The organism is Arthrobacter sp. GW822-FHT05G07, assembly GCF_058799755.1.
In genome coordinates, this window is record NZ_JBXALT010000005.1 from 308,537 (window position 1) to 322,982 (window position 14,446).

The 14,446-nt window shown below is 61.4% G+C and carries 12 protein-coding genes; 4 read left to right on the forward strand and 8 right to left on the reverse strand.

Translation table 11 applies throughout. The annotated features are described in order from the left end of the window. Positions 1-105: 105 nt before the first annotated feature. The 5 genes from dop to AC1RJY_RS10685 form a co-directional block, all read right to left on the reverse strand. Positions 106-1,725: a depupylase/deamidase Dop gene (gene dop, locus AC1RJY_RS10665; RefSeq protein WP_052295498.1), complete on the reverse strand. Its 1,620-nt coding sequence runs from the start codon at positions 1,723-1,725 to the stop codon at positions 106-108. 50 nt (positions 1,726-1,775) lie between these two features. Continuing rightward, a complete protein-coding gene (gene arc, locus AC1RJY_RS10670; protein WP_498602270.1) occupies positions 1,776-3,584 on the reverse strand; it encodes a proteasome ATPase in 1,809 nt (602 codons plus the stop codon). Between the two features lie 97 nt (positions 3,585-3,681). Then, on the reverse strand, positions 3,682-4,746 hold the full coding sequence (locus AC1RJY_RS10675; protein ID WP_043470271.1) for a tRNA (adenine-N1)-methyltransferase: 1,065 nt from the start codon (positions 4,744-4,746) through the stop codon (positions 3,682-3,684). A gap of 117 nt (positions 4,747-4,863) precedes the next feature. Then, the gene (locus tag AC1RJY_RS10680; RefSeq protein ID WP_014921923.1) at positions 4,864-6,030 is read right to left on the reverse strand and encodes a site-2 protease family protein; all 1,167 of its coding nucleotides are present in this window, start codon (positions 6,028-6,030) and stop codon (positions 4,864-4,866) included. After that, complete coding sequence (locus tag AC1RJY_RS10685) at positions 6,031-6,843, reverse strand: HAD family hydrolase (RefSeq protein WP_014921922.1); 813 nt, start codon at positions 6,841-6,843, stop codon at positions 6,031-6,033. Positions 6,844-6,873: 30 nt separating this feature from the next. Between AC1RJY_RS10685 and AC1RJY_RS10690 the strand changes: the two genes are divergently transcribed. Further along, positions 6,874-7,779 (forward strand): PAC2 family protein, encoded by a 906-nt coding sequence (locus tag AC1RJY_RS10690; protein WP_210063797.1) that lies wholly within the window; start codon positions 6,874-6,876, stop codon positions 7,777-7,779. Between the two features lie 71 nt (positions 7,780-7,850). On the opposite strand, the gene mshC is transcribed toward AC1RJY_RS10690, so the two are convergent. Next, a complete protein-coding gene (gene mshC / locus AC1RJY_RS10695; protein ID WP_498602271.1) occupies positions 7,851-9,128 on the reverse strand; it encodes a cysteine--1-D-myo-inosityl 2-amino-2-deoxy-alpha-D-glucopyranoside ligase in 1,278 nt (425 codons plus the stop codon). Between the two features lie 15 nt (positions 9,129-9,143). Then, positions 9,144-9,977 carry an undecaprenyl-diphosphate phosphatase gene (locus AC1RJY_RS10700; protein ID WP_011774854.1) on the reverse strand — a complete coding sequence of 278 codons (834 nt, stop codon included), beginning with the start codon at positions 9,975-9,977 and terminating at the stop codon, positions 9,144-9,146. A gap of 52 nt (positions 9,978-10,029) precedes the next feature. Between AC1RJY_RS10700 and AC1RJY_RS10705 the strand changes: the two genes are divergently transcribed. Then, positions 10,030-10,962, forward strand: coding sequence for an aldo/keto reductase (locus tag AC1RJY_RS10705; RefSeq protein WP_498602272.1), 933 nt, complete (start codon positions 10,030-10,032; stop codon positions 10,960-10,962). A 6-nt stretch (positions 10,963-10,968) separates the two neighbouring features. Here the strand turns inward: AC1RJY_RS10705 and rfbA are convergent, their stop codons facing one another. Further along, entirely contained in the window at positions 10,969-11,835 is an 867-nt protein-coding gene (gene rfbA, locus AC1RJY_RS10710; protein ID WP_017200942.1) for a glucose-1-phosphate thymidylyltransferase RfbA, read from the reverse strand. 53 nt (positions 11,836-11,888) lie between these two features. On the opposite strand from rfbA, the gene rfbB reads away from it, so the two are divergent. Then, entirely contained in the window at positions 11,889-12,887 is a 999-nt protein-coding gene (rfbB, locus tag AC1RJY_RS10715; protein ID WP_498602273.1) for a dTDP-glucose 4,6-dehydratase, read from the forward strand. Between the two features lie 3 nt (positions 12,888-12,890). Beyond that, complete coding sequence (locus tag AC1RJY_RS10720) at positions 12,891-14,312, forward strand: sugar nucleotide-binding protein (RefSeq protein ID WP_498602274.1); 1,422 nt, start codon at positions 12,891-12,893, stop codon at positions 14,310-14,312. Positions 14,313-14,446: the final 134 nt, after the last annotated feature.

Consider the following 14,446-nt stretch of genomic DNA (forward strand, 5'->3'; position numbering starts at 1 on the left):
CTGTCAGTCCCCTGTTGACGGAGACTTCCTACTGCCATAGTGCCACGCTGCGGGCTGCTGCGCGTGGCTTTGCGGGGGCACGAATCTCCCTGTGGCTGCCACTCTTCAGCTCCTCGCCGGAGGCGGGTTCCGGCCCATCAATTCGGACAGGAAAGTGCCGGCGTCCTCATGCCGGTCGAAAAGGGCGCCGGTGAGTGCCTGGGTTCCCCGCAGGGGTTCGCGCGTGGGTACCCGCTGCAGTTTCCCCAGCCCGGGAACATCGAAGATCACCGAGTCCCAACTGGCGCCGACAACGTCCTTTCCGAACTTCGAAACGCACCGGCCGCGGAAGTAAGCGCGGGTATCCGACGGCGGTTCGGCGACCGCCCGGGTGATGTCGCCGTCGTCGACTATGCGCGTCATCCGGTCCCTGGAGAGCAGCCTGTAGTAAAGGCCTTTCTCCGGCCGGATATCCGACCACTGAAGGTCCACCAAGCCGAGCCGGGCGTCGTCCCACGCCAGTCCGTCCCGGTGGCGGTAACCTTCCAGAAGCGATTTCTTGGCCACCCATTCAACCGACGAGGCAGCGGCATCAGGATCAGTGCCCAGGGTTGTCAACGTGGACTCCCACTGCGACAGGACCAGATGGGTGTGGCCATCTCCAGTGACCGAATCCGCCACCCCTGTCTCCTGGGCCAGTTTGGCGGCTGCCTCGTAATACATCCACTGGAGATCGAGGGCGGTCACGCGTCTCCCGTCGAGGAGCCTTGCGGTCACAGCCAGCGTGGTGTCGTGGCTGATGGCTTGGAGCGCCTGGACGGGCTCGTGAACCTCAATCTTCGGAGCCTGTCCTGCCTCAATGAGGCTCAGGACCATGGCGGTGGTACCGAACTTGAGGAAATTTGAGGCCTGGCTGAGGTTGGCGTCCCCAATGATCACGTGGAGGCGTCGGTACTTGTCCGCTGTCGCGTGGGGCTCGTCCCTCGTATTGATGATGGGGCGGCGGATGGTTGTCTCCAGCCCCACCTCGGCTTCAAAGAAGTCTGCCCGCTGGCTGATCTGGTAGCCGGGCGTTGAGCTGTCCTGCCCCAGCCCCACCCGGCCCGCGCCACAGATGACCTGACGGGAGACGAAGAACGGCGTGAGCCCACGGATGATGTCTCCGAAGGGCACAGAACGCGGCATGAGGTAGTTCTCATGCGAGCCGTAGGACACGGACTTGTTGTCGGTGTTGTTCTTGTACAGGTTGATCGGAGGAAGCGAGGGATCGGACGCGACCTTCCGGACGGTGGCCAAGGCAACCAGGTCACCGGCGGCATCCCACGCCACGGCATCGCGTGGGTTGGTGACCTCCGGGCTGGAATACTCAGGGTGCGCGTGGTCCACGTAAAGGCGCGCACCATTGCCGAGGACCATGTTCATCAGGAGGGAACCGGACTCGTCTGCGCCATCCAGTTCCAACTCCTGGCGACCATAAGCCAGGGCGACCGCTTCGGCGTCGAGCACTGGCGGCTGGTCCGTCAGCTGGCTGGGATCCGCCACCGCCCTGTCCACGGTCCAACCGCGGGCATCGTGCAAAGGTTCCTCGTCCGTGTAGTCCCACCGCGTCTCAGCCCCGCCGGCCGCCCGTTGCCGGGTAACCGTGGCATAAGCCTGAATGATCCTGGCGGACATCATGGTGGCGTTGGCTCCCGGCGCTGACGGCGCATGGATTCCGTATTCAGTTTCGGAGCCCATGACACGCATGGCGCCGCCTGCGGGAAGTTTCTCTGCCGGTGTTCCCTCGGGTCTTGCTGTCACAGGTACTGGCCCGTATTCGCGGTGGTTTCGATGGACTTGCCCGGTTCCTGACCGGCCTTGCCCTGAACGATCGTGCGGATGTAGGTGATCCTCTCGCCCTTCTTACCCGAAATCCGTGCCCAGTCATCCGGGTTGGTGGTGTTGGGCATGTCCTCATGCTCACGGAACTCGTCCACAACGGCCCGAAGCAGGTGATCGATTCGAAGACCCTTCTGTTGATTGGTCAGCAAATCCTTGATGGCATACTTCTTGGCGCGATCCACCACGTTCTGGACCACGGCACCGGAGTTGAAGTCCTTGAAGTACAGCATCTCGGTATCGCCATTGGCGTAGGTGACCTCGAGGTACTCGTTGGACTTCTCAGTGGAGTACATGGCCTCCACCGTGCGCTGGACCATGGCATCCACAGTGGCCTGCACGTCGCCGCCATACTCAGCCAAATCCTGGGCGTGGAACGGCAGGTCAGTGGTGATGTACTTGGCGAAGATGTCGGCCGCAGCTTCAGCGTCGGGACGCTGGATCTTGACCTTCACGTCGAGGCGACCTGGACGAAGGATGGCGGGATCGATCATGTCCTCACGGTTTGAGGCGCCAATGACGATCACGTTGTCCAAGCGCTCCACGCCGTCGATCTCACTGAGCAATTGCGGCACGATGGTGGTTTCGACGTCGGACGACACGCCGGTACCGCGTGTGCGGAACAACGAGTCCATTTCGTCGAAGAAGACAACCACGGGGCTGCCATCGGACGCCTTTTCACGCGCGCGGGAGAAGATCAGCCGGATGTGGCGCTCAGTCTCACCCACATACTTGTCCAGGAGCTCAGGGCCCTTGATGTTCAGGAAGTAGCTCTTCAGATCGGTATTGCCAGCCCGTTCCGCCGCCCGGGCAGCGAGGGAATTCGCTACTGCTTTGGCGATGAGGGTCTTGCCGCAGCCCGGAGGGCCGTACAGCAAAATGCCCTTTGGGGCCTTCAGGCCATGCTCACGGTAGAGGTCCGGATGCAGGAACGGCAGCTCCACGGCGTCCCGGATCTGTTCGATTTGCGGGACCAGGCCACCGATATCCTGGTAAGTGATGTCCGGAACTTCTTCAAGGACGAGGTTCTCCACCTCAGCGCGCGGGACCTTCTCCAGGGCGTAACCTGTCCGGGAATCAAGCGACAACGCATCGCCCACTTTCAGGTGAACGCTCTGGAGCGCTCCCGATAGCCTGACGACGCGCTCTTCATCGGCGCGGCCGACCACCAGCGCCCGGTCCCTGCCCAACATTTCCTTGAGCGTGACGAGCTCGCCGGCGCGTTCGTAGCCGAGTCCGGCCACTACCAGCAGTGCCTCGTTAAGCAGGACTTCCTGTCCGACAGCGAGCTGGTTGAGGTTCACCAGCGGGCTGACGCCCACACGCATCTTGCGGCCCGCATTAAAAATGTCCACGGACTCTTCGGTGGCTGCCTGCCCCGAACTGCCGGCGGCCGGCTGTTTCCGTGGGTTGATCTGCACCACGGTACCGAAGCTGTAAGGAGGTTGACCCTCCTGCTCCAAGGCGCCCTTCAAGCGAAGAATTTCGGCCTTCGCCGTTTCCAGCATGCTGACAAGTTTGCTGTTGTTCTGGGTTGCGGCTGCCAACTGGCGGTCGATGTGGCGAAGCTTGTCCCGAAGGATATTGATCTGCCGCTCGGCAACAGTCAGTTCACTCGAGGTCTCCGGCGGCTGAACAGCGCCAAGCCTCCGGCTTGCCGTATTCTCCGCTGCGTCGTTTGCTTCTTCCGGCGTCGGCCGTCCAAGGTCGTTGTTTGACGTATCCACGATTCATCAGCCCCTTCCTGCGCTTAACAAGACCTTAGTCCCGAAACGCTCAGGGTGCTGGGTGACATTCGGAATGCGAACCCTATTGTGACCTTTGTCAGTTTGTGACTGAGGGCTCATCCTGGACGTTGGTCCCGGCGATTGCGTCGCGTGCTGCACGGCGCAGTTTCTTGTCAGACACGGCGCGCTCCCCCACTGCTGCGGGGGTCCACGCGTTAAGGTCCTCTTCGCTGAATTCAGTCTTGGACGGGCGGCGCTTCACGGAGATTCCGGTGACGCCATCGGCCAGACGGCGTGTGACAAGCAGGAATCCGGTGTGGGCGACCATGCGGTGATCCGGACGGACTGCGAGGCCTTCGAGGTGCCAACCTCGAACCATCGATTCCCAAGCATCCGGCTCTGTGAAGCGGCCATCAGCGCGGATTGCCTCGGCGGTGCGGGACAGCTGGGTGACGGTTGCTACGTAGTTGATCCAGACGCCGCCGGGAGCCAGCACGGTGGCAACGGCATCCAGGCATTCCCATGGAGCCAGCATGTCCAGCACAACCCGGTCCACGGACCCCGGGGCCTCGGCCTTGACGACCTCTTCCTGGAAGTCACCCAGGGAGATCTGCCAAGCGGGGTGCGGGCCCCCGAAGATGGTCTCCACGTTTCCACGTGCGATGTCCGCGAACTCTTCGCGACGCTCGAACGAGTGGAGGTAACCGCCGTCGCCGACTGCGCGCAGAAGGGAAATGGACAGGGCGCCTGAGCCAACTCCCGCTTCCACAACACGTGCACCGGGGAAGATGTCAGCCATGGTGACAATCTGGCCGGCATCCTTGGGATAAACCACCGCCGCACCGCGGGGCATGGACAGCACGAAGTCAGAGAGCAGGGGCCGCAACGTCTGGTACTGCTGGCCGACGTTGTTGCTAACCACCGACCCATCCACCTTGCCGATGATTTCATCGTGGTTCAAGAAGCCGCGGTGCGTATGGAAAGCGCCGCCCACTTCCAAGGTGATGGTGTTCATTCGCCCGCGCTCGTCCGTGAGCTGGACCCGCTCGCCCACGCGGAAAGGCCCGCGGCGTCGTGCAGCGCCTGTCGGCTGTACGGCCGAGCCGGTGGCCGACTCGTCAGTGCCTGCGCTTGCTGCGGGGGCGGCGGTTTCGCTGCTCATGTGGTGTTCCTCGCTCCTGTACGGCTGGGCCGCGATGTGTGACCGGCTGGTGGGCGCCAAAAAATCAATGGGTCTCTTTTGTATAACCGCCGGCATGTAACTCTACCGGCAACGCAGTCAGGCGCGCCCGCTCCTGCGTGCTTCCTTACCTGTTATGGCCGTCACTACCGCCTGCTGGCGGAGCAGCCCGGTGACGATGCCATTGTGGTCCACCACAGCGTATTCGCCGCCTTCGAGTCGGGCCAAGTACTGGATCAATTCCTGCCCCTTCGACCATTCCGGAACGTAAGCCCCTGCAGCCAGGGCGTGCGACACAGCGGTGACGGGCGTCGTCGTAGAGGCAGCGGCGGGCACCGCGAGTGTTGCGCTGAAATCCACAACTCCCTGCGGTTTGCCGTCGGGGCCGCAAATCACGACGGCGGGACTTCCGGTGGGTGAAATGTCCAGGACGTCAGCCACTGTTGCCGAGTTCGGCACGCCTAGTGCCGGCTCAGCGAGGCCGGCGGCACTTACCAAGTAGAGACGGCTGCGGAGCTTTGCGTGGTGGATGGAGCTTGAGGCGCCCATCCAGAGGAAGCCGCACACCAGCACGGTGATCACAATGAAGGTGAGGTCCGGCCACGCGCCGCTGATCAAGGGAACGCCGATAAACAAGATGACCAGCACGACGACGATGATCCGGCCGGACCAGCCGGCAGCGATAGTGCCCTTGTCCTGACTGCCGGTCGCCTTCCAGACGGCCGACTCCACTAAGCGACCACCATCGAGTGGCATTCCGGGAAGAATGTTGAAGATGCCGATCAAGAGGTTGGCTCGCATCAGAATGTCGCCCAAGGTTGCGGACACGCCGCTGAGCAGGTCGGTGGACATCACAGCCCACATCACCCCGGCCACCAGGAAGTTGGAAGCGGGTCCAGCCAGGGCGACAACAACCGAACGTCCCGGCGAAGCCGTGAAGTTCTCGAATTGTGTGTGTCCGCCCCAAAGATTGAGCACGATTTTTTCGGTGGGCCACTTGAAGGCTTTTGCGCTGAGCGCGTGTGCAAGTTCATGGATCAGGACAGAGAGGGCGAGCAGCAGGGCAATGCACAGCGCTACGAAGTATGCCCAGTTGTTCAGATAGGGCATGTAGTCCATCAGGACCGGGCCGTAGACGATCACCGTAAAAGCTGCGATGACAAACCACGAGTAGGCCAGGTAAACCGGAATGCCCGCGATTCTTCCGAGGGGGATGCCGTCCCGCTTTTTGTTTTGCGTGTGATGCTGTGTGGATGGGCTGCTCACCTAGTTGGCCCCTTCAAGCAGGTTTGCTGCGGCGAAACGGTCAGCCACCAGCTGCTGTAGATCGGGTGCGGTGCGGCCAACCAACGTGGGCCACGTGATCATCCGGGGGTCTTCCGGGAGGGGAACCTGATGGGGAATTCCCACTGTGACCACACCCGACGCGATAGCGGCAGTTGCACCTGGGATGGAATCCTCCAAAGCGACGCAGTTGTCAACGGTGACGGACGGGTCGTCCAGCCTGAGCCGTTCCACCGCCGTGAGGTAGGCCTCGGGGTGCGGTTTTCCGTTGGTGACAGTATCGCCCGTCACCATGAACTCGAAGTAGGGCTTGGCGAGGCTTTCCACCACGACGCCGGCCAAGGGGCCCTCGGACATGGTCACGAGGGCGCAGCGGATGCCTGCCTGGTGGAGTTCATCCAGCAGTTCCCGGGCGCCTGGCCGCCACGGGACTTCTTTTCGGACCTGTTCGATGACCTGTGTGCTCAGGGTGTCCACGATTTCACGGGCCTCAAGCCTGACACCGGCGGCCTGCAGAACGGCTGCCGAGTGAAGCAAAGCCTGGCCCACCAATTGCATGGCCTGCTGCTGGGACCACGTGCCGCCGTAGGATTCCACCAGCGCACGCTCGGCCGCGATCCAGTAGGGCTCGGTGTCCACGAGTGTGCCATCCATGTCCCAGAGCACGGCTTTGAGGAGGGGCTGGCTGGGTAACGAATGCATGGTTTCCAGTCTACGTGGAACCTGGCGGGCGGCTGTCCCCGCGTTGCGCTGTGGGCGAATCGCGGACACGCTTCGGCGCGGAATGCCATGCATCCATAAGGGTCTTGGACGTAGGGTGAGTGGATGAACAGTGTGGACGGGACCCCCGAAGGACAGGACATGACCGCGGAGCCCGAGCGTTTCCTCAAGGAACCCGCGGACGGCCAGCGCGTCACCGTAATGCTCGCGGCGTTTGAGGGCTGGAATGACGCCGGTGAGGCTGCCAGCGATGCGCTGCACTACTTGAACAAGCTCTGGGACGGCAAGAAGGTTGCCACTGTGGACGCCGAGGAGTATTACGACTTCCAGTTCACGCGGCCAACCGTGCGGCGTACATCCTCAGGCGCCCGAAAGGTGAAATGGCCGTCAACGCGGATTTACAAAGCTGAAGTTCCGGACAGCAACGTGGATGTGGTTCTGGTTCTGGGCACTGAGCCCTCATATCGCTGGCGGGCCTACACCACCGAACTGCTGGTCCATGCTGAAGCGCTCAAAGTGGACTCCGTGATTTTGGTGGGTGCGCTCCTCGCCGACGTTCCCCACAGCCGTCCAATTCCGGTGAGCACCACCACCGAGGACAGTTCCCTCAGGGAGCGCCTCAACCTGGAAGCTTCCCAGTACGAGGGACCAGTGGGAATTGTGGGTGTGCTCGCAGAGTTCGCGATGCTGGCAGGGCTGCCGACGGTCTCCCTGTGGGCAGCAGTTCCGCATTACGTTGCCCAGCCCCCCTCCCCCAAGGCGCAGCTGGCGATCCTGCACAGGATCGAGGACCTGCTGCAGGTTCCCTTGGATAGCCAGGCATTGGCTGAAGAATCTGAAGCCTGGGAGCGCGGCGTGGACGAGCTTGCAACGGAAGACCCTGAGATTGCTGCCTATGTGCGGCAACTGGAAGAAGCGAAGGACACCGCCGATCTACCGGAGGCGTCCGGCGAGTCCATCGCCCGCGAGTTTGAGCGGTATTTGAAACGTCGCGGCAAAGAACGTCCTTGACGGATTAATGCCGCCGAAACCAGCAACGGCCCTGACGCGAAGTCAGGGCCGTTGGCGTTTTCTGTTGTGGCCTAGAGTTCAACCCCAAGCAAAGCGTCGATGGCATCCGTGACAAGCGCGGTGTCCTGCTCGGACTTGTCCGAGCCGGAGCGAATAGCTTCCGCGGCCCAATGGTCGACGGCGGCTATGGCACCTGGAGCGTTGAGGTCATTGGCAAGTTCATCGCGCATGGCTGATATGAGGGCCGCGGCGGATCCGGCCGGGGCATGATCCAGTGCCGCACGCCACTGCTTGAGCCGGTCCTTGGCTTCGGCGAACTCCGCATCGGTCCATGACCAGTCAGAGCGGTAGTGGTGGGCAAGGATTGCAAGGCGGATTGCCGCAGGTTCCTCACCGGCAGCGCGAAGCTTTGAGACAAGAACCAGGTTGCCCTTGGACTTGCTCATCTTTTCGCCGTCCAACCCCACCATGCCGGCGTGTGAATAGTGGCGCGCCAGCGGGACTCCGGACAGTGAATAGGCGTGGCCGGCGCCCATTTCATGGTGCGGGAACACCAGGTCCGAGCCACCACCCTGAACGGTGAAGGGAGCGGGAAGGTACTTCTGAGCGATCACGGTACATTCGATGTGCCAGCCAGGCCGGCCATCGCCGAGGGTGGAACCTGGCCAACTCGGCTCGCCGTCACGGGCGACGCGCCAGAGCAAAGGATCGAGGGCATGGCGCTTCCCGGCCCTGGTGGGGTCGCCGCCCCGTTCAGCGAAAAGCTCCAGCATCTCCTTTTCGCCGAGGCCGGAGACGTCGCCCAGCGTCCAAGCGTCAGTGGCATCCGAGCGCTTGCCTGCCGTCTCGACGTCGTAGTAGACATCGCCGTCAGGTTCTCCTTCGGAGCCGGCAACGCGATAGGCCACGCCGTCTGCAATGAGCTGCTCGATGGCGGGAACGATGTCCGGGATGGCCTCCACCGCACCGATGTAATGGTTCGGAGCGAGGACATTCAAAGCGTCCATGTCTGTCTGGAACAAGTCAATCTGGCTCTGCGCCAATTCGCGCCAGTCCACGCCAGTGGCCGTGGCCCGCTCCAAAAGCGGATCATCGATGTCCGTGACGTTCTGGACGTAGGACACCCGGACGCCGGCATCGCGCCAGGCACGGTTCAGGAGGTCGAAAGCCACGTAACTGGCTGCGTGTCCCATGTGGGTGGCGTCATACGGCGTGATGCCGCAGACATACAACGACTGTTCCGGCTGTCTCTCGACGTCCACCACACGACCAAGGGCTGTGTCGTACAGCCGTAGTTGCGGCATGCTGCCGGGCAGCTCAGGAACAGGGCGGGAGGTCCACGATTTCACTACTCAACCTTAGTGCTAGGCGCTGATCACATTGAAACCGAGCAGGACATACAAGGCCAAGCCAAGGAGAATCCGGTACCAAACGAACAGCCGGTAACTGCGGGTGGAGACAAACTTCAGGAACCAGCCAATGATGACGTAACCCACCACGAAAGCGATGACTGTGGCCAGCGCAGTCTCCGGGAGGCCATAGGGACCAGCGAGTCCCTCGTTGGAAACTGTCTTGTAGAGCTGGTAGAGGCCACTGCCGAACACGGCCGGTATGGCCAAGAGGAAGGAGTACCGGGCGGCTGCTTCACGTGTGTACCCCATGAGCAGGCCGGCGGTGATGGTGCCGCCGGAGCGGGAAACGCCCGGGATCAAGGCCATGGCCTGTGCAAAGCCGTAGAGGATGCCGTGCTTGTAGCTCAGCTGCGTGAGATCCCTCTCCTGCCTGCCAACGGCGTCGGCAACAGCAAGGATCATGCCGAAGACGATCAGCATGGTGGCGACGATCCACATACTGCGCAGCACCGACTCGATCTGGTCCTGGAACAACAGGCCCAGGACGATGATCGGCAGGCTGCCCAGGATGACCAGCCAACCCATGCGGGCATCCGGATTGTTGCGCTCCACCTTGCCTGTGAGGGAGCCGAACCATGCTTGGACGATCCGTACTATGTCACGCCAGAAGTAGACAATCACGGCGGTTTCAGTTCCCAGCTGCGTTATGGCCGTAAAGGCAGCACCGGGGTCTGCGGCATTCGGAAGGAATGATCCGACAATCCGCAGGTGTGCGCTCGAGGAAATCGGGAGGAATTCGGTGAGGCCCTGCACCAGGCCCAGCAAGGCTGCTTCTATCCAGTTCACGTGAATAGACCCTACGTCATGAAGTCCTCTAACTCCCCGTAAGCTAACTGCTATGCAGCAGCGTTATGTCGGAAACAGTGGATTCCGTGTGTCCTCATTGTCCCTTGGAACCATGTCCTGGGCCCAGGAGACCGACGAGCAGGACGCTGCCGAACTGCTCCATGAATTCGTTGCCGCCGGCGGCACTGTTGTGGACACGGCAGCGTCTTACGCCCAAGGCCGGGCAGAAGCCATGTTGGGGTCCATGCTGGGCGATGTGGTGGCCCGATCGGAAATTGTGATTTCCACGAAAGCCGGCGTGTCGTCGTCGGACTCCAGGCGCAGTATCAATGCTTCCCGCGGCGCGATGTTGTCCGCCCTTGATGCCAGCCTCGCCAGGCTCGGCACCGACTACATCGATATTTGGTTCGCCCACGAGTGGGATCCGAACGTGCCCTTGGACGAGACTCTTTCGGCTTTGGACCTTGCCCAGCGGAGCGGACGTGCCCGCTACGTGGGTATCTCCAATTACAACGGCTGGCAGACCGCCAAGGCAGCCGCCGTGGCCGGCTTCACCCTCGTGGCCAACCAGTCCGAATACTCCCTGGTTCAGCGCAAAGCCGAGGAAGAACTCATTCCAGCTGTGGAAGACGCCGGACTGGGGCTCATGGCGTGGGCACCCATGGGTCGAGGAGTACTCAGCGGTAAATACCGTGGCCAGATTCCTGCCGATTCCCGTGCAGCACAGAGCCGCTTGGCCGGTTACGTCGAGCCCTATCTCGACTCGCGGCCATCCCGGGTAGTGGAGGCCGTGGCCATGGCAGCCCGCGGACTGGGCCGCACACCGATGGACGTGTCCCTCAGTTGGTTGCTCTCCCGGCCGGGCGTGGCGACGGCAATTGTTGGCCCCAGGAACGCCGTTCAACTCAAAGAACTACTGGACGCTCAATTGACGGCGCTGCCGGCTGAGATTGCGCGCGCTCTCGAGGATGTTTCAGCAGCTTAGTTGGGCTTATTGGCGGTCCAGAATGTCCAAAAGGTAACTGCCGTAGCCGCTCTTGGCGAGCTTGGCAGCCTGTTGTCGGAGCTCGTCGTCCGTCAGGTAGCCCATTCGCCAAGCCACCTCCTCTGGAGCACCTATCTTCAAACCCTGCCGGTTTTCCGTGGTACGTACATAGTTGGAGGCGTCATTCAGGTCGCTGAAGGTACCGGTGTCCAGCCAGGCGGTCCCCCGCGGAAACTTCTGTACATGCAGCCGGCCAAGCTCCATGTATTTTCTGTTGATATCCGTGATCTCCAGTTCCCCCCGCGGCGATGGTTGCAGGTCCTTGGCCATGGCAACCACGTTGTTGTCATAGAAATAGAGCCCAGGAACTGCATAGTTGCTTTTGGGGACTGCGGGCTTTTCTTCAATGGAAACTGCCATGCCTTGGTCGTCGAACTCCACCACGCCGTAGGCGGACGGGTCTTTGACCCAGTATCCGAAGATGGCTCCGCCGTCCACATCGGCATAGTGCCGTAGCTGGTTGCCCATGCCGGGGCCGTTGAAAATGTTGTCACCCAGGATCAGCGCAACTTTGCCGCTGCCGATATGCTGCTCGCCCAGGACGAATGCCTGCGCAAGCCCGTCCGGCGTCGGCTGCCGGGCATAGCTCAAATTAATGCCGAATTGGGAACCGTTGCCCAACAGGTTTTCGAATTGAGGGCCGTCCGTGGGTGTTGTGATGATGAGGATGTCGCGGATGCCGGCAAGCATCAAGGTGCAGAGTGGATAGTAAATCATTGGCTTGTCGAAGACGGGTACTAACTGCTTGCTGATTCCGAGCGTAATGGGATGGAGCCGGGATCCTGTTCCACCGGCCAGAATAATTCCACGCATCTACCTGTCCTCTCCCGCTGCACATCGCCGTATTCGACGGTTACGCTATGGCCATGCAGAGAATCCTTGTCACCGGCGGGGCCGGATTCATCGGATGCAATTTCGTTCACTTCATCATGGAGCACACCCGTCTCCATGTCACTGTCCTGGACAAACTGACTTATGCGGGCAACATTGAATCGTTGTCGGGACTACCCACAGACCGTTTTGAATTCTTCGAGGGTGACATTTGCGATGCTGCCTTGGTGGACTTATTGACATCTTCAGTGGATGCGGTTGTCCACTTTGCAGCCGAGTCGCACAACGATAACTCGTTGGAGGAGCCCCGGCCTTTCGTGGACACTAACTTGCTCGGTACGTTCACCCTCATCGAAGCCGCGCGAAAGCACGGTACCCGGTTCCATCACATCTCCACGGACGAGGTGTACGGAGATTTGGCTTTGGACGATCCTCAGCGCTTCACTGAAGATTCACTTTACCGTCCCACAAGTCCCTATTCCGCTACGAAAGCGGGCTCGGACATGCTGGTGCGCGCCTGGGTTCGCTCCTTCGGCCTCAAGGCGACCATCAGTAATTGCTCCAACAACTACGGCCCCTACCAGCACGTGGAGAAGTTCATTCCACGGCAGATCACCAACATCCTTGACGGTCTCCGTCCCCGCCTCTACGGCAACGGGCGGAACGTCCGGGACTGGATCCATGTGGAGGACCACTCGTCCGCAGTGTTGGCGATATTGGAGGGTGGCCGCCTGGGCGAAACATACTTAATCGGCGCCGACGGCGAACGCTCCAACCGCGAGGTAGTGGAGATGTTGCTTTCCCTCGTGGGGCAGCCCCGCGAAGCTTATGACCTGGTGACCGACCGGCCCGGCCACGACCTCCGCTACGCCATCGATTCAAGCAAACTTCGACGCGAACTCGGGTGGGCGCCCCGTTATTCGGACTTCGACGCCGGGCTGGCTGACACAGTGCAGTGGTACAGGGACAACGAACATTGGTGGCGGCCGCAGAAAGCGGCAACGGAGGCCAAATACGCTGGACAAGGGCACTGAGACATGGTTCCGGGACGGCAGCTGCGTTCGAGGACCACTCCCATCCCTGGCCTGTTGCTGTTTGAGCTGCCTGTTCACGGGGATGACCGGGGATGGTTCAAAGAGAACTGGCACAGGACCAAGATGCTGGATGCCGGGCTGCCTGATTTCGGTCCGGTGCAGAACAACATTTCCTTCAACGCAGCGCGCGGTACGGTTCGGGGCATCCATGCCGAACCCTGGGACAAGTTAGTTTCCTTGGCCTCCGGTCGGATCTTCGGCGCGTGGGTTGACCTGCGCGAGGGCCCGACTTTCGGGACACTGTTTACCGCAGAGCTGACGCCTCAGGACGCCGTCTTCGTCCCCCGTGGCGTAGGCAATGCATTCCAAACGCTGGAAGACGACACGGCGTACACATACCTGGTCAACGATCACTGGAGCGCGGAGGCACAGAAGGAGTACACGTTCCTCAACCTTGCCGATGAGGAAGTAGCCGTGCGGTGGCCGATCCCCTTGGAGAAGTCCATTGTGTCTGCACAGGACAGGCGGCATCCGCGGCTGGGTGACGTTGTTCCCATGCACGGGCGGCGGACGCTGGTCCTTGGAGCGGACGGCCAGCTGGGTACGGCCCTCCGGCATGCCTTCGCGCACGATCCGACGGTGGAGTTCGCGGGTCGGGCGCAGTTCGACATCGCCATTGAGGCCTCCTATGAGGCACTCAAGTGGCGCGATTACTCCACGATCATCAACGCAGCCGCATACACCGCGGTAGATGCCGCCGAGACCCCGGAAGGCCGGGCAGCTGCCTGGCGCATCAACTCAGCTGCCGTTTCCCGCTTGTCGCGTACCGCCGTCGAGCATTCACTGACGCTGGTCCATGTATCCAGCGACTACGTTTTCGATGGCACAACAAAGGTGCATCACGAAGATGAGGTTCCCACTCCCCTAAGTGTCTATGGCCAAAGCAAGGCCGCCGGTGATCTTGCCGTGAGCACCGTACCGAAGCACTACATCGTGAGGACAAGTTGGGTAGTAGGCGACGGAAGGAACTTTGTTCGAACCATGGCTTCGTTGGCCGTCAAGGGGGCTTCGCCATCGGTGGTCGATGACCAGCGGGGGCGATTGAGCTTCGCGTCCGACATCGCGGCGGGCATTCGTCACCTCCTCCGAAGCACGGCACCCTACGGGACGTACAACCTCAGCAACAGCGGTGAAGCCAAGTCCTGGTACGAGGTTGCCCGCGACATCTACGGCTTACAGGGTGCCGATCCACTTCTTGTGAAACCCATCAGCACCGAGGACTATGCGAAGCCCGACACTGCGCCGAGGCCGCCAAGCAGTGTCCTGGACCTGGCCCGGATCCGCGCCACCGGTTTTGACCCACCCGATGCCAAAGAGCGCCTGGTTGAATACCTCCGACATGTGGATCCCCAGCTGCCCTCCTAAACACGCCGCAATGGCCCAAGGACTTGAGGTTACGAATTCCTGATGCTGGTGCCATCCTTTAGGTACTTCGTTATTGCGTTGCGGAAGAAGATGAAGCTATGAGGGTTCGCTACTTCACTACTGTGGCTGCGACG